This window comes from Pseudomonas sp. NPDC088322 (assembly GCF_044740745.1).
In the GTDB taxonomy this organism is placed as follows: domain Bacteria; phylum Pseudomonadota; class Gammaproteobacteria; order Pseudomonadales; family Pseudomonadaceae; genus Aquipseudomonas; species Aquipseudomonas shirazensis.
Genome location: NZ_JBIURK010000001.1, coordinates 90,762 through 113,975 on the forward strand (window position 1 = coordinate 90,762; position 23,214 = coordinate 113,975).

At 63.5% G+C, this 23,214-nt stretch carries 22 protein-coding genes; 14 read left to right on the forward strand and 8 right to left on the reverse strand.

Annotated features, from left to right (window positions below):
* Window positions 1-5: 5 nt before the first annotated feature.
* The 5 genes from ACIOAU_RS00415 to gatC all read right to left on the reverse strand — a co-directional run bounded on the left by ACIOAU_RS00415 (window position 6) and on the right by gatC (window position 4,763).
* On the reverse strand, window positions 6-1,049 hold the full coding sequence (locus ACIOAU_RS00415; RefSeq protein ID WP_101316812.1) for a calcium/sodium antiporter: 1,044 nt from the start codon (window positions 1,047-1,049) through the stop codon (window positions 6-8).
* Window positions 1,050-1,109: 60 nt separating this feature from the next.
* Complete coding sequence (locus ACIOAU_RS00420) at window positions 1,110-1,481, reverse strand: septal ring lytic transglycosylase RlpA family protein (protein ID WP_101316814.1); 372 nt, start codon at window positions 1,479-1,481, stop codon at window positions 1,110-1,112.
* A 70-nt stretch (window positions 1,482-1,551) separates the two neighbouring features.
* Window positions 1,552-2,997, reverse strand: coding sequence for an Asp-tRNA(Asn)/Glu-tRNA(Gln) amidotransferase subunit GatB (gene gatB / locus ACIOAU_RS00425; protein WP_103436164.1), 1,446 nt, complete (start codon window positions 2,995-2,997; stop codon window positions 1,552-1,554).
* 11 nt (window positions 2,998-3,008) lie between these two features.
* Window positions 3,009-4,460, reverse strand: coding sequence for an Asp-tRNA(Asn)/Glu-tRNA(Gln) amidotransferase subunit GatA (gene gatA, locus ACIOAU_RS00430; RefSeq protein WP_150570818.1), 1,452 nt, complete (start codon window positions 4,458-4,460; stop codon window positions 3,009-3,011).
* Between the two features lie 15 nt (window positions 4,461-4,475).
* Entirely contained in the window at window positions 4,476-4,763 is a 288-nt protein-coding gene (gene gatC, locus ACIOAU_RS00435; RefSeq protein WP_101316820.1) for an Asp-tRNA(Asn)/Glu-tRNA(Gln) amidotransferase subunit GatC, read from the reverse strand.
* A gap of 202 nt (window positions 4,764-4,965) precedes the next feature.
* Between gatC and mreB the strand changes: the two genes are divergently transcribed.
* The 8 genes from mreB to tldD all read left to right on the forward strand — a co-directional run bounded on the left by mreB (window position 4,966) and on the right by tldD (window position 16,073).
* Entirely contained in the window at window positions 4,966-6,003 is a 1,038-nt protein-coding gene (gene mreB / locus ACIOAU_RS00440) for a rod shape-determining protein MreB (protein WP_003255163.1), read from the forward strand.
* 207 nt (window positions 6,004-6,210) lie between these two features.
* Window positions 6,211-7,230 carry a rod shape-determining protein MreC gene (mreC, locus tag ACIOAU_RS00445; protein WP_219855908.1) on the forward strand — a complete coding sequence of 340 codons (1,020 nt, stop codon included), beginning with the start codon at window positions 6,211-6,213 and terminating at the stop codon, window positions 7,228-7,230.
* Complete coding sequence (gene mreD / locus ACIOAU_RS00450) at window positions 7,230-7,718, forward strand: rod shape-determining protein MreD (RefSeq protein WP_101316824.1); 489 nt, start codon at window positions 7,230-7,232, stop codon at window positions 7,716-7,718. Before mreC ends, mreD begins: the two co-directional genes overlap by 1 nt.
* 34 nt (window positions 7,719-7,752) lie before the next feature.
* The gene (locus ACIOAU_RS00455) at window positions 7,753-8,352 is read left to right on the forward strand and encodes a Maf family protein (protein WP_401179305.1); all 600 of its coding nucleotides are present in this window, start codon (window positions 7,753-7,755) and stop codon (window positions 8,350-8,352) included.
* A 66-nt stretch (window positions 8,353-8,418) separates the two neighbouring features.
* The gene (gene rng, locus ACIOAU_RS00460) at window positions 8,419-9,876 is read left to right on the forward strand and encodes a ribonuclease G (RefSeq protein WP_101316828.1); all 1,458 of its coding nucleotides are present in this window, start codon (window positions 8,419-8,421) and stop codon (window positions 9,874-9,876) included.
* Window positions 9,877-9,949: 73 nt separating this feature from the next.
* On the forward strand, window positions 9,950-13,771 hold the full coding sequence (locus ACIOAU_RS00465) for a YhdP family protein (RefSeq protein WP_401179308.1): 3,822 nt from the start codon (window positions 9,950-9,952) through the stop codon (window positions 13,769-13,771).
* Window positions 13,772-13,779: 8 nt separating this feature from the next.
* Window positions 13,780-14,631, forward strand: a complete 852-nt coding sequence (locus ACIOAU_RS00470) for a carbon-nitrogen hydrolase family protein (protein WP_101316832.1) — start codon at window positions 13,780-13,782, stop codon at window positions 14,629-14,631.
* A gap of 2 nt (window positions 14,632-14,633) precedes the next feature.
* Window positions 14,634-16,073 (forward strand): metalloprotease TldD, encoded by a 1,440-nt coding sequence (gene tldD, locus ACIOAU_RS00475; protein WP_103436172.1) that lies wholly within the window; start codon window positions 14,634-14,636, stop codon window positions 16,071-16,073.
* Between the two features lie 65 nt (window positions 16,074-16,138).
* Here tldD and yjgA read toward each other — a convergent pair whose 3' ends face one another.
* Window positions 16,139-16,660, reverse strand: a complete 522-nt coding sequence (yjgA, locus tag ACIOAU_RS00480; RefSeq protein ID WP_101316835.1) for a ribosome biogenesis factor YjgA — start codon at window positions 16,658-16,660, stop codon at window positions 16,139-16,141.
* 108 nt (window positions 16,661-16,768) lie between these two features.
* Here yjgA and pmbA point away from each other — a divergent pair, with 108 nt between their 5' ends.
* The 6 genes from pmbA (at window position 16,769) to ACIOAU_RS00510 (ending at window position 22,012) form a co-directional block, all read left to right on the forward strand.
* On the forward strand, window positions 16,769-18,115 hold the full coding sequence (pmbA, locus tag ACIOAU_RS00485; protein WP_101316837.1) for a metalloprotease PmbA: 1,347 nt from the start codon (window positions 16,769-16,771) through the stop codon (window positions 18,113-18,115).
* Window positions 18,116-18,243: 128 nt separating this feature from the next.
* Entirely contained in the window at window positions 18,244-18,645 is a 402-nt protein-coding gene (locus tag ACIOAU_RS00490; protein WP_178080747.1) for a FagA protein, read from the forward strand.
* Window positions 18,638-20,014 (forward strand): class II fumarate hydratase, encoded by a 1,377-nt coding sequence (locus ACIOAU_RS00495; RefSeq protein WP_401179315.1) that lies wholly within the window; start codon window positions 18,638-18,640, stop codon window positions 20,012-20,014. Before ACIOAU_RS00490 ends, ACIOAU_RS00495 begins: the two co-directional genes overlap by 8 nt.
* Window positions 20,015-20,032: 18 nt before the next feature.
* On the forward strand, window positions 20,033-20,494 hold the full coding sequence (locus tag ACIOAU_RS00500; protein WP_101316843.1) for a hypothetical protein: 462 nt from the start codon (window positions 20,033-20,035) through the stop codon (window positions 20,492-20,494).
* A 1-nt stretch (window position 20,495) separates the two neighbouring features.
* On the forward strand, window positions 20,496-21,107 hold the full coding sequence (locus ACIOAU_RS00505) for a superoxide dismutase (RefSeq protein ID WP_150572060.1): 612 nt from the start codon (window positions 20,496-20,498) through the stop codon (window positions 21,105-21,107).
* Window positions 21,108-21,118: 11 nt separating this feature from the next.
* Window positions 21,119-22,012: a ZIP family metal transporter gene (locus ACIOAU_RS00510; RefSeq protein WP_101316848.1), complete on the forward strand. Its 894-nt coding sequence runs from the start codon at window positions 21,119-21,121 to the stop codon at window positions 22,010-22,012.
* Window positions 22,013-22,064: 52 nt separating this feature from the next.
* Here ACIOAU_RS00510 and ACIOAU_RS00515 read toward each other — a convergent pair whose 3' ends face one another.
* Window positions 22,065-22,337 carry an HPr family phosphocarrier protein gene (locus ACIOAU_RS00515; protein WP_101316850.1) on the reverse strand — a complete coding sequence of 91 codons (273 nt, stop codon included), beginning with the start codon at window positions 22,335-22,337 and terminating at the stop codon, window positions 22,065-22,067.
* Between the two features lie 20 nt (window positions 22,338-22,357).
* A complete protein-coding gene (rapZ, locus tag ACIOAU_RS00520) occupies window positions 22,358-23,212 on the reverse strand; it encodes an RNase adapter RapZ (protein ID WP_101316852.1) in 855 nt (284 codons plus the stop codon).
* Between the last annotated feature and the right edge of the window lie 2 nt (window positions 23,213-23,214).

Below are 23,214 nucleotides of genomic sequence, written 5' to 3' on the forward strand. Positions count from 1 at the left end.
AGGCCTCAGTGCTGGCGCCGCCAGGCGCGCACGGTGGTGTACAGCAGCGTCAGGGCGAGCAGCGGCAGCACGTAGAACAGCATCAGTTTCTCCAGCTTGCCCGCCAACGGCATGCCGGTGGTGAAGGTCACCACATGCAGGCCGTAGGCCAGGTACAGGCAGAGAAATACCAGCCCCTCGGCGCGGGTGACGCGGTAGCCGGAGTAGAACACCGGCAGGCTCAGGCAGGCGACGCCGAGCATTACCGGCAAGTCAAAGGCCAGCGCATTCGGTGAGATCGACAGCGGGGCAGGGGTGACCAGCGCGGTCGCACCCAGCACTGCCAGCAAATTGAACAGGTTGCTGCCGATCACCGTACCTACCGCCACTTCGCGCTCCCCGCGCAGCGCCGCAACCAGCGCAGCGGCAAGCTCCGGCAACGAGGTGCAGACGGCGACTACGGTCAGCCCAATGATCCGTTCCGACAGGCCAAGGTCAGTGGCCACTTCCACTGCGGCTTCCAGCAGCAGATGGCCGCCAATGCTGAGCAATACCAGGCCCAACGCGGTCTGCCCCACAGCACCGCTCCAGAAGCGCAGGCGGCTGACCTCGAGGGCATTCGGTGCCGGATAAGTACGCGCGTAGTGGCGCGATTGGTGCCAGAGGATCAACAGATAACCGAGCAGCCCGAGGAGTAGCAGCGCGCCTTCGAAGCGGCCCAGCTGGCCGTTGGCCGCGAGCAGGTAGACCAAGGCGCTGGCGGCCACCATCAACGGGATGTCCAGACGCACCAGTTGGCGCGACACGCGCAGCGGGATGATCAGCGCGGTAAAGCCGAGAATCACCAGCACATTGAAGATGTTGCTGCCGATCACGCTGCCGACAGCGACGTCAGGCGCACCTTGATAGGCCGCTTGCAGGCTGACAGTCAATTGCGGCGCGGTACTGCCGAAGGCAACCAGGCTCAAACCGATTATCAGCGGCCGCACATGCAGGCGCGTGGCCAGGCGCAGGGCGGCGCGCACCAGCAGTTCGGCGCCGAGCACCAGCAGGACAAGGCCCACAGCCAATTGCAGGAGGCTGAAGGTGGGTAGGGTGGCGAGGTCGAAAATGGTCAGGCTCCCGTTGGCTCAGTCGCTCAGACCTTGTACCCGCACTCGCGCGGTTCCGCTACGGATCATGCCGATTTTTTCTGCGGCCGCGCGGGACAGATCGATCAAACGGCCACGGCTGTGTGGTCCGCGGTCATTGATGCGCACCACGACGCTGCGCTGGTTGGCCAGGTTGGTGACCAGCACCCGGCTGCCAAAAGCGAGGCTGCGGTGGGCGGCGGTAAGGCCGTGCTGGTTGAAGGGCTCACCACTGGCGGTCCGTTTGCCATGGTGGCGCGAACCGTAATAGGAGGCGGTGCCGGTCTTGTCGTAACCGCTAGGGTCGATATCGTGACTGGCGCAGCCGGCCAGCAGGGAGAAAAGCGCAAGTGCGCCAAGGGTATGCCGCATGCTCGCGTACGCTCCGCAAAGAATGAGTTGCGCGGTGCACGGCCATGGCTGGCCGCGCACCGCGCAGGGCTTAGCCTTCGAGCTTGGCCTTGAGCAGTTGGTTCACCTGCCCCGGGTTGGCCTTGCCTTTGGAGGCTTTCATCGCCTGGCCGACGAAGAAGCCGAACATCTTGCCGCGCTTGGCTTCATCGGCGGCGCGGTACTGTTCGACCTGCTCGGCATTGGCTGCCAGCATTTCGTCGAGCATGGTCTCGATTGCACCACTGTCGGTGACCTGCTTGAGGCCCTTGCTGTCGATGATGCTGTCGGCGTCGCCTTCGCCTGCGGCCATCGCTTCGAACACGGTCTTGGCAATCTTGCCGCTGATGGTGTTGTCGCGAATACGCAGGAGCATGCCGCCCAGTTGCTCGGCGCTGACCGGCGCCTGGTCGATCTCGACACCGAGCTTGTTGAGCAGGCTGCCCAGCTCGACCATGACCCAGTTGGCGGCGAGCTTGGCGTCGCCACCAATGCGCACCACGGCCTCGAAGTAGTCGGCCTGTTCGCGGCTGGCGGCCAGCACGTTGGCGTCGTAGGCCGACAGGCCGTACTGGCTCTGGAAGCGTTCGACCTTTTGCGGTGGCAGCTCTGGCAGGCTGGCGCGGATGCTCTCGAGCAGGCTGCTCTCGATCACCACCGGCAGCAGGTCAGGGTCGGGGAAGTAACGGTAGTCGTTGGCTTCCTCCTTGCTGCGCATGGAGCGGGTCTCATCCTTGTTCGGGTCGTACAGGCGGGTTTCCTGGATGACCCGGCCGCCGTCTTCGATCAGCTCGATCTGGCGCTGGATTTCGCTGTTGATGGCGCGCTCGATGAAGCGGAACGAGTTGACGTTCTTGATCTCGCAGCGAGTGCCGAACTCGACCTGTCCCTTCGGCCGGATCGACACGTTGCAGTCGCAACGCAGCGAACCTTCGGCCATGTTGCCGTCGCAGATGCCCAGGTAACGCACCAGCGCGTGGATCGCCTTGACGTAGGCCACGGCTTCCTTGGCGCTGCGCATGTCCGGCTCGGAGACGATCTCCAGCAACGGCGTGCCCGCCCGGTTGAGGTCGATGCCGCTGGCGCCATTGAAGTCTTCGTGCAGGCTTTTGCCGGCGTCTTCTTCAAGGTGCGCACGGGTGATGCCGACGCGCTTGATGGTGCCGTCTTCAAGGGCGATGTCGAGGTGCCCCTTGCCGACGATCGGCAGGTCCATCTGGCTGATCTGATAGCCCTTGGGCAGGTCAGGGTAGAAGTAGTTCTTGCGCGCGAACACGTTGCGCGGGCCGATCTCGGCTTCGATGGCCAGGCCGAACATGCACGCCATGCGCACGGCTTCCTGGTTGAGCACCGGCAGTACGCCAGGCATGCCCAGGTCGATCAGGCTGGCCTGGGTGTTCGGCTCGGAGCCGAAGGTGGTAGCGCTGCCGGAGAAAATCTTCGACTGGGTGGCGAGCTGGGTATGAATCTCCAGCCCGATCACAACTTCCCATTGCATGTGTGAATTCCTCAGAAGCCGGTAGGGGCGCGGGTGTGCCAGTCGGTGACTTGCTGGTAGCGGTGCGCGACGTTGAGCAGGCGGCCTTCCTGAAAGTACGGCGCCAGCAGTTGCACGCCGACGGGCAGGCCGTCGACGAAACCGGCTGGCATCGACAAGCCGGGCAGGCCGGCCAGGTTGGCGGTGATCGTGTAGACGTCTTCGAGGTAGGCGGAGACCGGGTCGTTGCTCTTGGCGCCAAGTTTCCAGGCCGGGTTGGGCGTGGTTGGGCCGAGAATCAGGTCGACGTCTTCGAAGGCTGCCATGAAGTCGTTCTTGATCAGGCGGCGAATCTTCTGTGCCTGCAGGTAGTAGGCGTCGTAGTAACCGGCCGACAGCGCGTAGGCGCCAACCATGATCCGGCGCTGTACTTCAACGCCGAAACCTTCACCGCGCGAGCGCTTGTAGAGGTCGGTGAGATCCTTCGGATCCTCGCAGCGATAGCCAAAGCGCACGCCATCAAAGCGCGACAGGTTGGACGAGGCTTCAGCGGGGGCGATCACGTAGTACGCCGGGATGGCGTGTTGCATGTTCGGCAGGCTGATCTGCTTGACCACCGCGCCGAGCTGCTCCAGTTCCTTGACGCTGGCATGCACCAGGTCGGCGATGCGCGAGTCGAGGCCGGCACCGAAGTACTCCTTCGGCAGGCCGATGCGCAGGCCTTGCAGCGGCGCGTTGAGGTTGGCGCTGTAATCAGGCACTGGCTCGTCGATGCAGGTCGAGTCCTTGGCGTCGAAGCCGGCCATGCCTTGCAGGAGCAGGGCGCAGTCTTCGGCAGTACGGGCCATCGGGCCGCCCTGATCGAGGCTCGATGCATAGGCGATCATGCCCCAGCGCGAAACACGACCGTAGGTCGGTTTCAGGCCGGTCAGGTTGGTCAGCGCCGCCGGCTGGCGGATCGAGCCGCCGGTATCGGTGCCGGTTGCCACCGGCAGCAGGCGTGCCGCCACGGCTGCCGCCGAACCACCGGACGAACCACCCGGCACGTGCTCGAGGTTCCACGGGTTCTTCACCGGGCCGTAGTGGCTGGATTCGTTGGCTGAACCCATGGCGAATTCGTCCATGTTGGTCTTGCCCAGAGTGACCATACCGGCCTCGGCCAGCTTGCTGACCACGGTGGCGTCATACGGCGCGGTGAAGTTGTCGAGCATCTTCGAGCCGCAGCTGGTGCGTACGCCCTGGGTGCAGAACAGGTCCTTGTGGGCGATCGGGGCGCCCAGCAGAGGGCCTGTTTCGCCAGCGGCGCGACGGGCGTCGGCAGCGCGCGCCTGATCCAGCGCGCGTTCTTCGGTGACGCTGATGAAGCTGTTCAGTTGCGGATCGAGTTGCTTGATCCGGCCCAGCAGGCTCTGGGTCAGCTCTTCGGATGAAAACGACTTGTCGGCGAGTCCGCGGGCGATCTCGGCCAGGGTCAATTGATGCATGGCAGGTGCTTTCCCTTACTCGATGACTTTTGGAACCAGGTACAGACCGTTCTCGGTCGACGGGGCGATGGCTTGATACGCGTCGCGCTGGTTGCTTTCGGTAACCTGGTCGGGGCGCAGACGTTGGCTGGCCTCCAGGGGGTGGGCGAGCGGTTCGATACCGCTGGTGTCGACAGCTTGCATCTGGTCGACCAACCCGAGGATGCTGTTCAAGGCATCGGTGATGCGCGGCAGTTCGCCTTCATTCAGCCCCAGTCGGGCCAGATGGGCGATCTTTTCCACGTCGGAGCGTTGCAGCGCCATGGGGAATCTCCAGAAAAACCAAACGGAATTAGTTCCGCGATGAGGAACATGCCGGCATTTTGGCGGTCATACAGCCGCGATCATCTGCAGGCTTGCTCGGAAAAACTGCCAATTTAACATATTGGCTCCTTGCCCAAAATCCCTGCCATTGTTAGAGTTTGCCGCACTTTTTTACCCACGCTTTCCCCAGGGTCACTTTCCCATGTTCAAGAAACTGCGTGGCATGTTTTCCAGCGATCTGTCTATCGACCTGGGTACTGCCAACACCCTTATTTACGTGCGTGAGCGCGGTATCGTCCTGAATGAGCCCTCGGTTGTTGCCATCCGTACCCACGGCAACCAGAAAAGCGTTGTCGCCGTCGGGACTGAAGCCAAACGTATGCTGGGCCGTACGCCCGGCAACATTGCAGCCATTCGTCCGATGAAAGACGGCGTCATCGCCGACTTCAGCGTTTGTGAAAAAATGTTGCAGTACTTCATCAACAAGGTTCACGAAAACAGCTTCCTGCAGCCCAGCCCACGTGTGCTGATCTGCGTGCCGTGCAAATCGACCCAGGTCGAGCGCCGCGCCATCCGTGAATCGGCGCTGGGCGCCGGTGCACGTGAAGTGTTCCTGATCGAGGAGCCAATGGCTGCGGCCATCGGTGCCGGCCTGCCGGTCGAAGAAGCGCGTGGCTCGATGGTCGTCGATATCGGTGGTGGTACCACTGAAATCGCGCTGATCTCGCTTAACGGTGTGGTCTACGCCGAATCGGTACGGGTTGGCGGCGATCGCTTCGACGAAGCTATCGTTACCTACGTGCGCCGCAACTACGGCAGCCTGATCGGTGAATCCACTGCCGAGCGCATCAAACAGGAAATCGGCACCGCCTACCCAGGTGGTGAAGTACGTGAAGTCGACGTACGTGGCCGTAACCTGGCCGAGGGCGTGCCGCGTGCCTTTACCCTGAACTCCAACGAAGTGCTCGAAGCGCTGCAGGAATCCCTGGCGACCATCGTCCAGGCGGTCAAGAGCGCCCTTGAGCAGTCGCCGCCGGAACTGGCCTCGGACATCGCTGAGCGTGGTCTGGTGCTGACCGGTGGTGGCGCGCTGCTGCGCGACCTCGACAAGCTGCTGGCGCAGGAAACCGGCCTGCCGGTGATCGTCGCCGAAGACCCGCTGACCTGTGTGGCTCGTGGCGGTGGTCGTGCGTTGGAAATGATGGACAAACACGCAATGGATCTGCTCTCGAGCGAGTGATTCACGGCGCTGTTCAACGTCCGGTAATGATCGCCTGGTTTACAGGTAGCACTCGCAGTGCTACCTGTATGCGCTGGGTTGGCGTCCGTGGGGCGCTGTTTCCGTCAATTCGCAGCAGGCCGGTGCTCCGCTTCATGTCCAGTCACCTCCTGAATCGTCGTCCACGAGGAACGGCCCATTAAACCGCTTTTCTCCAAGGGCCCTTCGCTGGGCGTTCGTCTGCTGGTACTGGTGGTGCTCTCGGTTGCCTTGATGGTGGTCGACTCGCGCTTCGCCCTGCTCAAACCAGTGCGTAGCCAGATGGGCCTGGTGCTGATGGAGTCGTATTGGCTCACAGACCTCCCGCAGCGCGTATTCCAGGGTGTCGCCAGCCAGTTCGGCAGCCGCACCGAGCTTGCCGCCGAGAACGAAAAACTCAAGACCGAAGCCCTGCTGTTGCAGGGGCGCCTGCAGAAGCTGGCGGCCCTGACCGAGCAGAACGTGCGCCTGCGCGAGTTGCTCAACTCGTCGGCGCTGGTCAACGAGAAGGTTGAAGTGGCCGAGCTGATCGGCGTCGACCCCAATCCGTTCACCCACCGTATCCTGATCAACAAGGGCGAGCGCGACGGCGTCTTCCTCGGCCAGCCGGTGCTCGATGCCCGCGGCCTGATGGGCCAGGTGGTCGAGCTGATGCCTTACACCTCGCGGGTACTGCTGCTCACCGACTCCACCCACAGCATTCCGGTGCAGGTCAACCGCAACGGCTTGCGCGCCATCGCCAGTGGTACCGGTAACCCGGAGCGGCTTGAGCTGCGCCATGTTGCCGACACTGCCGATGTCAAAGAGGGCGACTTGCTGGTGAGCTCGGGCATGGGTCAGCGCTTCCCGGCCGGTTACCCGGTGGCCACGGTCAACGAAGTGATCCACGATTCCGGTCAGCCGTTCGCGATCGTGCGCGCCATCCCTACTGCGGCGCTCAACCGCAGCCGCTATATGCTGCTTGTGTTCAGCGACCGCCGCACCCCGGAGCAGCGTGCGACCGAGGCAGCCATGGCCCAGGAAGAAGCTGATCGGCAGGGTACGGCGCAGCCGCCAGCCGCAGCTGCTACCGAGCAAGCCACGCCTGCTGCCAGCGCGCCAGCAAGCACTGCGCCCGCCACCCCGGCTGCTCCTGCGGCAACGCCAGCGGCACCCGTCAATCCGGCTGCGACGCCTGCTGCGTCGCCCAGCCAACCGCGGAGGCAATGATGGCCAGTTCGCGCAGTAGAAACGGTTGGGTCATCTGGCTCAGCTTCGCCATCGGCCTGTTGCTCAGCGTCTCGCCGATGCCGCAGTTCATGGAAGTGTTCCGGCCGATGTGGCTGGCCCTGCTGGTGTCATTCTGGGTACTCAACGTACCGAACAAGGTCGGCATGACCACCGCCTTCGTGCTGGGCCTGGCAGAGGATGTGCTGTACGGCACCCTGCTGGGGCAGAACGCGCTGATCCTGACCCTGATCGCCTTCCTAGTGCTGTCGTTGCAGCAGCGCCTGCGCATGTTCCCGCTGTGGCAGCAGAGCCTGGTGATCCTGGTGATCTTCGGCATCGCCCAGTTGATCCAGTTGTGGCTCAGTGCCCTGACCGGCAATCGCCTGCCGACCCTGGCGCTGGTGTGGTCGGCAGTCATCAGTGCGCTGCTCTGGCCGTGGATCAGCTTTGCCTTGCGCGACCTGCGCCGCCGCCTGCACATCAACTGACCGGCATCGCCGCGCCTGACAGGGATATGTCCACATGAAGCCACTCTATCTCGCCTCTGGCTCGCCGCGTCGTCGTGAACTGTTGAACCAGATTGGCGTGCCGTTCACCACCGTCAGCGCACCCATCGATGAAACCCCGCTTGCCAAGGAAAACGCCGAGGCTTATGTCGAGCGCCTGGCTCGCGCCAAGGCAGCTGCCGGACTGGCCCATATCACGGGTGCTGGTGTGGTACTCGGCGCCGATACTGCGGTGGTGCTTGATGGGCGCATTCTCGGCAAGCCTGAAAGCCGCGAACACGGCCTGGCTATGCTCGCTGAACTGGCTGGGCGCGAGCATCAGGTACTTACCGCAGTTGCTCTGGATGATGGCCAGCAGGTCCGCAGCCTGTGCGTCGCCAGCACCGTACGTTTTCGCTCGATCGGCCCTGACGAGGCCAGCCGCTATTGGGCCAGCGGAGAGCCGCTGGACAAAGCCGGCGGCTATGCCATCCAGGGTTTGGCCGCGATTTTTGTCACCGCACTGAGCGGCAGCTATTCGGCCGTGGTCGGCCTGCCGCTCAGCGAAACCGCCGATTTGCTCGGCCAGTTCGGCATCCCCTGCTGGCAACTGCCAGCAGCTCAGGCAGAGGGTTGAACGCAGCGCTAGCCAGGGATCGGTCAGCGATCCATCATAACCCCAGACCTTTGATGAGAACCTGCCATGAGTGAAGAGATCCTGATCAACATCACGCCGATGGAATCGCGCGTGGCAGTGGTTGAAAACGGTGTTCTGCAGGAGGTGCATGTCGAGCGCACCCTGCGCCGCGGTATCGTTGGCAATATCTACAAAGGCAAGGTGGTCCGGGTTCTGCCGGGCATGCAGGCCGCCTTCGTCGATATCGGCCTGGACCGCGCGGCGTTCATTCATGCCTCGGAGATTTCCCAGCGCGAAGGCTCGGCGGTCGAGACCATCACTGCGCTGGTGCATGAAGGCCAGTCACTGGTGGTGCAGGTCACCAAGGATCCGATCGGCACCAAGGGCGCGCGGCTGACTACTCAGCTGTCGATTCCGTCGCGCTATCTGGTGTACATGCCGCGTAGCAGTCACGTCGGTATTTCGCTGAAGATCGAGGACGAAGCCGAACGCGAGCGCCTCAAGCAGGTGGTCAACAGCTGCATCGAGCAGGAAAACGTCAAGGACGCCGGCGGCTTCATCCTGCGCACCGCTGCCGAAGGCGCTCGCCAGGACGACATCCTCCAGGACATCCGCTACCTGCGCCGGCTGTGGGAGCAGATCGCCAGCCAGATCCAGACCTGCGGTGCACCGACGGTCATTTACGAAGACCTCGGCCTGGCGCTGCGGACCTTGCGTGACCTGGTCAACCACAAGATCGAGAAAATCCGCATCGACTCGCGGGAAACCTTCCAGAAAACCACGCAGTTCGTCGGTGAACTGATGCCGGAGATTGCCGACCGCCTCGAACACTATCCGGGCGAGCGGCCGATCTTCGACCTGTATGGTGTCGAAGACGAAATCCAGCGTGCGCTCGAGCGCAAGGTGCCGCTCAAGTCTGGTGGCTACCTGGTGGTCGATCCGGCCGAGGCGATGACCACCATCGACGTCAATACTGGCGCCTTCGTCGGCCATCGCAACCTCGAAGAAACCATCTTCAAGACCAACCTCGAGGCGGCCACGGCGATCGCCCGCCAGCTGCGTCTGCGCAACATCGGCGGGATCATCATCATCGACTTCATCGACATGGAAGATCAGGAGCACCAACGCCAGGTGCTGCGCACCCTGGAAAAACAGCTCGAACGTGATCACGCCAAGACCAACATCATCGGCATCACCGAGCTGGGTCTGGTGCAGATGACCCGCAAGCGCACCCGCGAGAGCCTTGAGCAAGTCTTGTGCGAGCCGTGCGCCGGCTGCCAGGGCCGCGGCAAGCTGAAAACCGCCGAAACCATCTGCTACGAAATCTTCCGCGAGATCCTCCGTGAAGCGCGGGCTTATCAGGCCGAGGGCTACCGTGTGCTGGCCAACCAGAAGGTGGTCGATCGTCTGCTCGATGAAGAGTCCGGCAACGTTGCTGAGCTGGAAGCGTTCATCGGCCGCACCATCCGCTTCCAGGTCGAGACCATGTACTCCCAGGAACAATACGATGTGGTGCTCCTCTGACGCGTCCTGAAAACCATCGCCGGTTGGCGAAAGTCGCGCTTGCAGCCATAGTTAAAGCACGTTTTGGAGGGCCATGGCCATGGAGCGTCTGACCCGCGTTCTGAGCGCCTTGACCCGTTGGGGGCTGGGCTTGTGTGCCTTGCTGGCGGTGCTGGTGGCGCTGTATGTGAGCATCGGCCGGCAACTGGTGCCGCTGGTGGCAGAGTATCGCGCCGACGTTGAGAGCAAGGCTGAGCAGTCCCTCGGCCTGCCGGTACATATCGGCGCACTGGAAGGCCGCTGGAGTGGCCTGGCACCGGTGCTGCGTGTGCGTGATCTGCAGCTGGGCGAGGGCGCCGATGCGCTGCGCCTGGATGACGTCAAGGCCGTGCCTGATCTATGGGCCAGCCTCAAGGCCCGCGAAGTGCGCCTGGCGCGCATCCAGCTGGGCGGCCTGCAGTTGATTCTGCGCGAGGACGAGCAGGGCTCCTGGGCGCTGGAAGGCCTGCCCAAGCAGGACGACACCCCGCTCGACCCGGCGCAGTTGCTGCAGCGCTTGCAGCAGCTGGGGCGGATCGACGTATTCGATAGCCAGGTCACACTGCACCCCTGGCAGCGCGATCCCCTGACCCTGACTTACGTCAGCGTTGGCTTGCAGGCCGGCGCCTCGCGCCAGGCGCTGGATGCACGGGCGACCCTGCCCGATGGGCAGCCACTGGCGCTCAATCTGCGTAGCCGGGCCACGGCTGATAACTGGCGCGATGGCTCCCTGGACGGCTACCTGAGCCTGCCGCAAAGCGACTGGTCGCACTGGCTGCCACCCAAGCTGCTTGGCCAGTGGCGCGCCGAAGCGCTGCGCGCGGGGGGCGAATTCTGGGTAGGTGTGCGCAAGGGCCAGTTGCAGCACGCAAGCGTGCGCCTCAACGCGCCGCACCTGCGCGGTGCCTACAGCAGCCGCAAGCCCGTCAGCCTGGATGATCTTGCCTTGTCCGCCTGGCTGCAGCGTGGTGAGGACGGTTACCAGCTAGTGCTCGACTCGCTGGCGGCTAGCATCGGCAAGCAGCGTTGGGAAACCCACCTGCAAGCCCGACAGCACAGCGCTTCGACACCTCTCGAAGAATCCTGGCAGGTCCAGGCCGACACCCTCGACCTGACCCCTCTGACCCCCTTGATCAATGCTTTGGCGCCGTTGCCGGACAACCTCATGGCGGTGGTCGACGGGCTCAAGGTGACCGGCGCGCTGCATAACGTGAAGCTGGATATCCGGCCCAAGGCCGAAGGTGATCAGCGCCTGCAGTTTGCCGCCAACCTGGACCGCATCGGTTTCAACGCCTACCACGGTGCGCCGGCGGCGGGGAACGTCAGCGGCAGCATCAGCGGCGACCTCGGTCATGGCGAATTGCGCCTGGATACCGATGCGTTCATGCTGCATCTGTATCCGATCTTCGCCAAACCCTGGCATTACCAGAAAGCCAATGCTTTGCTCACCTGGCGCCTGGATCAGGAGGGCTTCACCCTGATCGCACCGTACCTCAAGGTACTTGGCGAAGAAGGCAAGATCGCCGGCGACTTCCTGATCCGCCTGCTGTTCGAGGAAGGCCGCGAAGACTACATGGACCTGCGCGTCGGCCTGACCGAAGGCGATGGTCGCTACACCGCCAAATATCTGCCCGAAGTCCTTAGCCCGGCCCTCGATGAATGGCTGCGCAGTGCCATCGTCAAGGGCGCTGTGGATGAGGGCTACTTCCAGTATCAGGGTTCGCTGAACCACGATGCCACCCCCGAAGCGCGCAGTATCAGCCTGTTCTTCAAGGTGCGTGACGCGGCGCTGGACTTCCAGCCCGGCTGGCCTCAGGTGCAGCAGGTGGCCGGCGATGTGCTGATCGAAGACAGCGGCGTGCGCATCAAGGCCCGGCAAGGCCTGTTGCTCGACACCAAGGTCAGCGATGTCACGGTGAACATCCCCCACGTTGACGCTGGCCAGGACAGCCATCTGTACCTGACCGGCAACTTCGCCGGCCCGCTCGGCGATGGCCTGAAGATCCTCCAGGAGGCGCCGATCGGCACTGCTGATATTTTCGCTGGCTGGGAAGGTGAAGGCCCGCTCAACGGCAAGCTCAACCTCGATATCCCAATGGCACACGGCAAGCTACCCAAGGTCAAGGTCGACTTCAGCACCGCTGATGCGCGCCTCAAGGTCGCGCCGCCGGAGCTGCAACTGAGCAAGCTCAAGGGCGATTTCACCTTCGACCTGGACAAGGGCCTGAGCGGCAACAACATCAGCCTGCAGGCCTTTGGCAAACCGGTCACCGCGCAAATCGTCGCCGAGGGCCAGCCCGGTCAGATGCAGACCCGCATCAATGCCTCTGGCCAGGTCGCGTTGAAGACCTTGACCGACTGGCTGCAGGTCAAGCAGGCCTTGCCTGCCAGCGGCGAGATTCCCTATCAGCTGCAGCTGAGCCTGGGCAGCCGGGACAATCGCCTGACCGTCGATTCTTCGCTCAAAGGCCTCAGCATCGACTTGCCGGCGCCCTTTGCCAAGGCTGTCCAGGATACCCGTGACAGCCGCTTCAGCATGACCCTGCAAGGTAACGAGCGACGCTTCGATGCCCGTTATGGGGACAGCACACGCTTCGCCTACGCAGCGCCCGGCGGCAAGCTTGACCAAGGCCGCGGCGAGCTGCTGCTGGGCGCGGGCGAGCCACAACTGCCTGGTGGCAAGGGCCTGCGCGTGCGTGGCCGGCTCGACACGCTCGATCTTGAAGCGTGGCAGCAGCAGGCACAGCGCCTGGCCGGCGATGACCCCGGTGGCAGTGCCCGGCAGACCCTGCAAAGCGTCGATCTGAGCATCGGCCAGATACAAGCTTTCGGCACCCAATTGAACCAGGCCGTGGTCCGCCTGGCCCGTGTCGCCAGTGCCTGGGACCTACGCCTGGACAGCCGCGAGGTGATCGGCAACGCACGCATTCCGGATGCCAAGGCGCAGCCCATGGTGGTCAAACTGCAGAGCCTGCGCCTGCCACCGGCCGATCCAGCGCAAGCGCAGGACGACAATGCCCCCGACCCGCTGGCCAGTTTCGACCCGCGCAAGGTCCCTGCGCTGGACCTGAGCATCGACAAGCTGTATCGCGGTGATGACCTGTTCGGTTCGGTAGCGCTGAAATTGCGACCGACCCCGCGCGGCGTGTCTTTCAATGGCGTCGACCTGCTGATCAAGGGCCTGCACATCGATGGTAATGGCGCCTGGGAAGGTCTGCCGGGCAGCACTGCGAGCTGGTACAAGGGCCGCCTGGATGGCAAGAACCTGGCCGATGTGCTGCAGGGCTTTGGCTTTGCGCCCACGGTAACCAGCCGCGACTTCCATCTGGATGTCGATGGCCGCTGGCCTGGCTCGCCGGCCTGGATCGACACCAAGCGCTTCTCCGGCAGCCTCGATGCGTCGTTGCGCAGTGGTCAGTTCGTCGAGGTCGAGGGCGGCGCCCAGGCGTTGCGCGTGTTCGGCCTGCTCAACTTCAACTCGATCGGCCGGCGCCTGCGCCTGGACTTCTCCGACCTGTTCGAGAAGGGGCTTGGCTATGACCGGGTCAAGGGCCTGCTGGTGGCTAGTGAAGGCGTTTACGTGACCCGTGAGCCGATTACCGTCACCGGGCCGTCCAGCAACTTCGAGCTCGATGGCACCATGGACATGGTGCGTGATCGCATCGCTGCCAACCTCCAGGTCACCCTGCCGGTCACCAACAACCTGCCGTTGGCGGCGTTGATCGTCGGCGCGCCGGCCATTGGTGGTGCGCTGTTTCTGGTCGATCAATTGATTGGTGATCGAATTTCGCGCTTTGCCAGCGTGCACTATCGCGTCGATGGCTCGTGGAAAGAGCCTAAGATCACCTTTGTGAAACCTTTCGAAAAGTCTCGCTAGGAGTGCCGATGAAAGCAGCGGTGATTCAGATGGTCAGCCAGGACGATGTGATGGCCAACCTGCAGCGGGCCGGTGTATTGCTCGAGCAAGCCGCTGCCGCCGGCGCGCGGCTCGCCGTGCTGCCGGAAAACTTCGCTGCCATGGGCCGGCGCGATGCCGCTGCGATCGGCCTGGCCGAGGCGCGTGGCGAAGGGCCGATCCTGCCATGGTTGAAACGCACCGCTCGCGCCCTCAAGTTATGGATAGTTGCCGGCACCTTGCCGTTGCCCCCGCTCGGTCAGCCGGACGCCAAGGCGCATGCCTGTTCGCTGCTGATCGACGAGCACGGTGAGGTGGTCGCACGCTACGACAAGCTGCACCTGTTCGATGTCGATGTGGCCGACAACCGCGGTCGTTACCGTGAATCGGATGACTATGCCCACGGTAGCCAGGTGGTGGTGGCCGACACGCCGCTGGGCAAGGTAGGCCTGTCGGTCTGTTATGACCTGCGCTTCCCTGAACTGTACAGTGCACTGAGGGCGGCCGGCGCGGAGTTGATCACGGCCCCCGCAGCATTTACTGCGGTGACCGGTGCGGCGCATTGGGAGGTACTGATTCGCGCCCGCGCCATCGAAACCCAATGCTATCTGTTGGCGGCGGCCCAGGGCGGAATCCACCCCGGCCCCCGCGAAACCCACGGTCAGGCGGCGATCGTCGACCCCTGGGGGCGCATCATCGCCCAGCAGGCTCGCGGTGAAGCGGTGCTGCTGGCCGAGCGCGACATAGATCAACAAGCGTCCATCCGGGCGCGGATGCCGGTGATTACGCACCGGCGCTTTTTCTCGCAGGACGCCTTGCGGCCTGCGCACACCTCGGAGTGACTATGAGCCAGATGTTAACCACCGTCAGCGACCAGCTGCTTGCCCCGGGCGGACTGACCCTGGACAGCCTGCAGGCTGTACTGGGCGAGTTGGCCGGGCCCGGCATCGATGCTGCCGATCTGTACTTCCAGGGCCAGATTTCTGAAACCTGGGCGCTGGAAGACGGCATCGTCAAAGAAGGCAGCTTCAACCTCGACCAAGGCGTTGGCGTGCGCGCCCTGTCTGGTGAGAAAACCGGCTTCGCCTACAGCAATGCGATCAACCTCGAAGCCCTGACCTCGGCCGCACGCGCCGCCCGGTCGATCTCGCGTGCCGGCCAGAACGGCACGGTGCAGGCGTTTCGCAGCCAGGATGTGACCCAGCTGTACACCCCGAACAACCCGCTGGATGTGCTCAGCCGTGCCGACAAGGTCGAACTGCTCAAGCGCGTCGACGTCGCCACGCGGGCCCTTGACCCGCGCATCCAGCAGGTCAGCGTGAGCATGGCCGGGGTCTGGGAGCGGATTCTGGTGGCCGCTGCCGATGGCGGCCTGGCTGCCGACGTGCGTCCGCTGGTGCGCTTCAATGTCAGTGTGATCGTCGAGAAGGACGGCCGCCGTGAACGTGGCGGGCAGGGTGGTGGTGGGCGGACCGACTACCGCTTCTTCACCGAGGAGCGGGTCATGGGCTATGCCCGTGAAGCCCTGCGCCAGGCGCTGGTCAACCTCGAAGCCAAGCCGGCGCCGGCCGGCACCTTGCCAGTGGTGCTTGGCCCGGGCTGGTCCGGCGTGCTTCTGCACGAGGCGGTCGGCCATGGCCTGGAAGGCGATTTCAACCGCAAGGGCAGTTCTGCCTACAGCGGGCAGATCGGCCAGAAGGTTGCCTCCAGCCTGTGCACCATCGTCGATGACGGCACTCTGCAGGATCGTCGCGGCTCGCTCAGCGTCGACGACGAAGGTACGCCAACCGAGTGCACCACGCTGATCGAGAACGGCATCCTCAAAGGCTACATGCAGGACAAGCTCAACGCGCGCCTGATGGGCATGGCAGTGACCGGTAACGGCCGCCGCGAATCCTACGCGCACTTGCCGATGCCGCGTATGACCAACACCTACATGCGCGCAGGCGAGAGCGATCCCGAAGAGATCATCGCTTCGGTCAAGAAGGGCATCTACTGTGCCAACCTGGGCGGTGGCCAGGTCGATATCACCAGCGGCAAGTTCGTCTTCTCCACCAGTGAGGCGTACCTGATCGAAGACGGCAAGATCACCGCGCCGGTCAAGGGGGCGACGTTGATTGGCAATGGGCCGGAGGCGATGAGCCGGGTATCGATGGTCGGTAACGACCTGGCGCTGGACAGCGGCGTCGGTACCTGTGGCAAGGATGGTCAGTCGGTGCCGGTGGGCGTTGGCCAGCCGACCCTGAAGCTGGATGCGATCACCGTCGGCGGTACCGGCGGGTGAGCGTAGTGCGCAGCAAGCGCGCCTCCACCGCGGTGGGGGCGGGCTTGCTGCGCACGAGGCATTACCTAGCGCAGGCCGCGCTGAGCTTCGTCAAGTTCGCGGATGTACTTGAACACCTTGCGCGCAGCAGCCGGCGGCTTGTCCCGGGCTTTTTCGTGCTGGGCATGGCGGATCAACGAGCGCAGTTGCTGACGGTCGGTTTCAGGGTATTCCTGAACAAACCGCTCAAGGTCCTCGTCGTTGCCGTCGACCAGCCGATCGCGCCAGCGCTCAAGGCCGTGAAAGCGTTCGTTGTACTGGCGGGTAGAGCTGTCGAGTTGCTCGATCACCGCAAGAATTGCGTCGGTGTCCTGGTCGCGCATCAGCTTGCCGACGAACGACATATGGCGTTTGCGGGCGATGTGCGCGGTGTGCTTGCTGGCATCGGCCAAGGCCTTGCGCAGCGGGTCGGTCAAGGGCAGGCGCGCCAGGGTGTCAGGCTTGAGCGTCGTCAGGCGCTCGCCGAGTTCAACCAGTGCATGTAGCTCGCGCTTGATCTGGGTTTTGCTTTTTTCGCCATCGAAGGCGTCGTCGTATGAATCAACCATGGTGGCCGTCCGCTAGAAATCGCCGCCATGATAACCAGTCGGGGGCCAATTGTCCGGCCCGGTCGTAGAATGACCCTAGCCGTAAGCAGAATTTGAGTGGAGAAGACCATGAGTGCAGTCCAGAGCATAGGCCCGAAGGACCTGCCGGCCTTGCAGGAGCAAGTCGAGGCGATCGTTGCCGAAGCGCGCCGCCAGGGTGCCAGCGCCTGCGAGGTGGCGGTGTCGCTGGAGCAGGGTTTGTCGACCACGGTGCGTCAGCGCGAGGTCGAGACGGTCGAGTTCAACCGTGACCAGGGCTTTGGCATCACCCTCTATGTCGGCCAGCGCAAGGGCTCGGCGAGTACCTCGGCCAGCGGCCCGGAGGCCATTCGCGAAACCGTTGCTGCAGCCCTGGCGATTGCCAAGCACACCTCGGAAGACGAATGCGCCGGGCTGGCCGATGCCGCCCTGATGGCCCGCGATATCCCTGAGCTTGACCTGTATCACGATTGGGACATCAGCCCCGAGCAGGCCATCGAGCAGGCACTGGCCTGTGAGGCCGCTGCTTTTGATGCCGATCCGCGGATCAAGAATGCCGACGGCACCACCCTCAACACCCATCAGGGCTGCCGTGTTTACGGCAACAGCCATGGCTTTATCGGCGGCTATGCCTCGACCCGGCACAGCCTCAGTTGCGTGATGATTGCCGAAGCCGACGGGCAGATGCAGCGCGACTACTGGTATGACGTCAACCGCCAGGGCGAACTGCTGGCCGACCCGCGCAGCATTGGCCTGCGTGCAGCGCAACGTGCCGCAAGCCGCCTGGGTGCGCGCCCGGTGCCGACCTGCGAAGTGCCGGTGCTGTTCTCTGCCGAGCTTGCCGGTGGCCTGTTCGGCAGCTTTCTTGGGGCGATCTCGGGCGGCAACCTGTACCGCAAGTCGTCGTTCCTCGAAGGCTCTCTGGGGCAGCGCCTGTTCCCTAGCTGGCTGACCCTGGATGAACGCCCGCACTTGCCGCGGGCACTGGGCAGCGCGGGGTTCGACGGCGATGGCCTGGCCACCTACGCCAAGCCGTTCGTCGAAAACGGCGAACTGGTGGCGTACCTGCTCGGTACCTATTCGGGGCGCAAGCTGGGCTTGCCAAGCACCGCCAACTCGGGGGGCGTGCACAACCTGTTCGTCACCCATGGCGTCGAAGATCAAGCTGCATTGATTCGGCGCATGGGCCGTGGCCTGTTGGTAACCGAGCTGATGGGACATGGTCTGAACATGGTCACGGGTGATTACTCGCGTGGCGCAGCGGGCTACTGGGTCGAGAACGGCGAGATTCAGTTCGCTGTGCAGGAAGTGACCATTGCCGGCAATATGAAGGACATGTTTCAGCAGATTGTAGCGATTGGCAGCGATCTTGAAACCCGCAGCAATATCCACAGCGGCTCTGTGCTGATCGAGCGCATGACGGTCGCGGGCAGCTAAAACCCTCCGTTGTGCCAGTTGCACATCCCGGACCCGGCCATCGCGCCGGGTCTTTTGTTTTTGCCTTCGGGGTTGAAGTGATTCTATTTATCACTTAATAATGAATATCATTACACCGTCCAGCAGTGATGATATTCATGAATACCGTACTCCATGAGTTGCCCTACCTGGAAAACTGGCGTTGGCTGAGCCGGCGCATTCGCTGCGCGCTCGACCCCGACGAGCCGCGACTGATCGAGCATTACCTGGCCGAAGGTCGCTACCTGGTGTGCTGCACCGCGACCTCGCCATGGACCGTCGCCCTGACTTCCCTGCGCCTGCTGCTAGATACCGCCAGCGACCGCATGCTGCCCTGGCACTGGCGCGCGCAGTGCCTGGACCAGGCCTGGCGGCCGCTGCTGGACCTGCGCAGCCTCGATCGCCTCGAGCAGAACCAGCGCTGGCAGCCCTATGCCATGCAGCTCGCCAATTGCGTGCTGCTGCCTTCGATTTCCCCCGACGAACTGTTGCAAGGAATTGACCATGAGTAATACCCGTATCGAGCGTGACAGCATGGGTGAACTGCAGGTGCCGGCCCAGGCCCTGTATGGCGCTCAGACCCAGCGCGCGGTCGATAACTTCCCGATCAGCGGCCAGCGCATGCCGGTGCAGTTCATCCGTGCACTGTTGCTGGCCAAGGCGGCAGCGGCCAAGGCCAACGTCGAACTCGAGCAGATCTCGCCGGCGCAAGGCCAGGCCATCGTCCAGGCGGTCGAGCAGTTGCTGGCCGAGGATTTCATTCAGCACTTCCCGGTCGACGTTTATCAGACGGGTTCTGGTACCAGCTCGAACATGAACGCCAACGAGGTGATTGCCACCTTGGCCAGCCGCGTCCAGGGCGAGCCAGTCAACGCTAATGACCACGTCAACTGTGGCCAGAGCAGCAACGACATCATCCCCACTACCATCCATGTCAGCGCTGCGCTGGCCATGCACGAGCAGTTGCTGCCGGCACTGCGCCACCTGGTGCAGGTGATCGATGCCAAGGCCGTCGAGGTGCATCAGTACGTCAAGACCGGCCGCACTCACCTGATGGATGCCATGCCGGTGCGCATGAGCCAGGTATTGGCTGGCTGGGCGGCACAGATCCGCGCTGCCTTGAGCCATCTTGAAGCGACCCTGCCGAGCCTGCAGGCGCTGGCCCAGGGCGGCACTGCGGTAGGTACCGGGATCAACGCTCACCCGCAGTTCGCCGCCGGTTTCGCCCGCCAGCTGAGCGGCCTGACCGCGATCGAATTCACCCCCGGTGACAACCTGTTTGCCCTGATCGGTTCGCAGGACACTGCCGTGGCGCTGTCTGGCCAGCTGAAAACCACCGCCGTTGCCCTGACCAAGATCGCCAACGACCTGCGCTGGATGAACTCCGGCCCGCTGGCGGGCCTGGGCGAGATCGAACTGCAGGCCCTGCAGCCTGGCTCTTCGATCATGCCGGGCAAGGTCAACCCGGTAATTCCCGAGGCGACCGCCATGGTGGCTGCACAAGTCATCGGCAACGACGCCACCATCGCCGTGGCCGGACAGTCGGGCAACTTCGAACTCAACGTGATGCTGCCGCTAATCGCTCGCAACCTGCTGGAGAGCATCGAGCTGATGGCCAACGCCAGCCGCTTGCTGGCCGACAAGGCCATCGCGACCTTCAAGGTCAATGAAAGCAAGCTCAAGGAAGCCCTGGCGCGCAACCCGATTCTGGTCACCGCGCTGAACCCGATCATCGGCTACCTGAAGGCCGCCGAGATCGCCAAGACCGCTTACAAGCAAGGCCGGCCGATCATCGACGTGGCGTTGGAGCACACCGACCTCTCGCGTGACCAGCTCGAAGCCTTGCTTGACCCGGAAAAACTCACCGCTGGCGGTATCTGACCGTCCAGGAGGCACGTCATGCAGCACTGGAAACGCACCACCGATCACGCCAACCGGCTGTTTGCCCAAGGCGACTGGGTCGACGCTCGGGAGTATTACCTGCAAGCGCTGGCCCTGGCCCAGGTGCTGCTCGAGCGCTGGCATGACGTTGACGAGGCGGTTGCCGCACTGGTCATCGCCCATCACAACCTGGCCGATCTGCACCTGCGCCTGAACCAACCCCACGAAAGCGCGGATTACCTCTGCGCTGCCCACCAGCGCCTGCTGCAGGCCAGCCACGAGCCACGACTGCCGCAGCCGCTACGCGAGGCGGCACTGCGCCACAGCGCACGTACCTACACCGAGCTGCTCAATTTCATTGCCGAGTACGGCCAGTACCCGCGCACCGCGCGCTTGCTCAACCGCCAGGCTGGCGCGGCGAGCGAGCTGATTGCTGCGCCGGAAGTTGCACCTCACTCACATAATTACGGAATCCACTGACATGCCGCATACCTTGCCTGCACTGCCGTACGCCTACGATGCGCTGGAGCCGCACATCGACGCCCAGACCATGGAAATCCACCACAGCAAGCATCACCAGACCTACATCAACAACCTCAACGCGGCCATCGAAGGCACCGAGTGGGCTGAGTGGCCGGTGGAAAAACTGGTTGGCGCGGTCAAGCAATTGCCTGAAAAGTTGCAGGCAGCGGTGATCAACCAGGGCGGTGGCCACGCCAACCACAGCTTGTTCTGGACTGTTATGGCGCCCAATGGCGGCGGCGTGCCGCAAGGCGAGGTGGCCAAGGCCATCGAGCAGCAATTAGGTGGCTTTGATGCTTTCAAGGAGGCTTTCACCAAGGCTGCGCTGAGCCGCTTCGGCAGTGGCTGGGCCTGGCTCAGCGTGACCCCGACCAAGCAACTGGTGGTCGAGAGCAGCGGCAACCAGGACAGCCCGCTGATGCACGGCAACACGCCGATCCTCGGCCTGGACGTATGGGAGCACGCCTACTACCTGAAGTATCAGAACCGCCGGCCTGAATACATTGGCGCGTTCTACAACGTGGTCGATTGGGCCGAAGTGGAACGCCGCTATCAGCAAGCCTTGAAGTGAGCCTAACCGGTATGCGCTCGCAGGTGATGTCTGTCAGCAGTGTGCGCCTGTTTCGTCTGGCGCTTGGGACTGTGCTGTTGCTGGTCGGGACTGCGCTGCTAGTGGCACGCGGGATCGATTGGCTGGGCCTGGAGCCGCGCATGCTGCGGGCTCTGGAGGGCGGTGCACTGTGCGCTCTGGGTACTGCGCTGGGCGCGGTGCCGGTGTTGGTGATCCGCAATATGCCGGTAGCGGTGGCTGACACCTTGCTCGGTTTCGGCGCTGGAGTGATGCTGGCAGCGACTGCGTTCTCGCTGATCATGCCGGGCCTGGCCGCTGCACAGGCGATCGGTTTCAGCCCATGGGGCGCCGGTGGGCTGATCAGTTTCGGCCTGCTGTTCGGCGCGCTTTGCCTGTTTCTGGTCGACCTCAAGGTCTCGGGTGCTTCACCCGAAGCCTTGGTCGGTAACGGCAATCAGCCGGTTATCGCCGCGCGGATCTGGCTGTTCGTGATTGCCATCATTGCCCATAACATTCCTGAAGGGATGGCCATTGGCGTATCGGCCGGTGGCGGCATGCCGGACGCCGACAGCCTGGCCATGGGCATCGCCCTGCAGGATGTGCCGGAAGGTCTGGTGATCGCCTTGGTGCTGGCCGGGGCGGGGATGTCGCGCCTCAAGGCTTTCTTGATCGGCGCGGCCTCGGGCCTGGTCGAGCCGCTGGCAGCAGTGATCTGCGCGTGGCTAGTGAATGTTGCCGAACTGCTGTTACCGCTGGGCCTGGCCTGCGCGGCGGGAGCGATGTTGCTGGTGGTGACGCAGGAGATCATTCCGGAATCACGCAGCAACGGCAACTATCGCCTGGCAAGCCTGGGGCTGTGCGTGGGCTTCTGCCTGATGATGGTGATGGACACGGCCATGTCGTGACCGTTTGCTGGTCCAGCGCTGCGGCAGCGCTGGACCAGGCAGCGGCGGGGCGTTATTCGCCTTCGTCGAAGTAGTTGTTGATCAAATCCACCACGGCCTGGAGTGCCTCGTCTTCCTGCTCGCCCTCGGTGAACAGGTGCACCTGAGTGCCCTTGCCCGCTGCGAGCATCATCACCGCCATGATGCTTTTGCCATCGACCAGCTTGTCTGGCGCCCGGCCGACCCTCACCTGGCAAGGAAAGCGCCCGGCCACGCCGACGAACTTGGCGGCCGCTCGGGCGTGCAGGCCCAGCTTGTTGATGATGGTGATTTCGCGGGCGGGCATGTTCGGGTAAATCCTGTGGGCTAGAGGTCGCGGTGGCGGACCTGGACGTTTTTCAAGGATTGCTGCAGAACCTGGCCGAGGCGCTCGGTCAGGTACACCGAGCGATGGTGGCCGCCGGTGCAGCCGATGGCGATGGTGACATAGGCACGGTTGCTTGCGGCGAAGCGCGGCAGCCATTTGAGCAGATAGCTGGAGATGTCCTGGAACATCTCTTCGACATCCGGCTGCGCAGCCAGGTAATCGATGACTGGCTGATCCAGGCCTGAGTGCTCGCGGATTTCCGGCTTCCAGTACGGATTGGGCAGGCAGCGCACGTCGAACACCAGGTCGGCGTCTACCGGCATGCCCCGCTTGAAGCCAAACGACTCAACTAAAAACGCCGTACCCGGCTCGGGTTGGTTGAGCAGGCGCAGCTTGATCGAATCGCGAAGCTGGTAAAGGTTGAGGTTGGTGGTATCGATCTTCAGGTCGGCAAGGTCGGCAATCGGCCCGAGCATATCGCTCTCGACCCGAATGGCTTCGGCCAGCGAGCGATTGGCGTTGGTCAGTGGGTGACGCCGGCGCGTTTCGGAGAAGCGCTTGAGCAGGGTGTCTTCGTCAGCGTCCAGGTACAGCACATCGCACTGGATGTGCCGTGCGCGGGCATCCTCGAGCAGCTCGGGGAAGCGTGACAGATGGCCTGGCAGGTTGCGCGCATCAATCGAGACGGCAACCTTGGGCTGCATCAGCTCGGTATTGATCAACGCGTTTTCAGCCAGCTGCGGCAGCAACCCGGCGGGCAGGTTGTCGATGCAGTAGAAGCCATTGTCTTCCAGCACGGCAAGTGCAGTGCTCTTGCCGGAGCCAGAGCGGCCGCTGACGATGATCAGGCGCATGC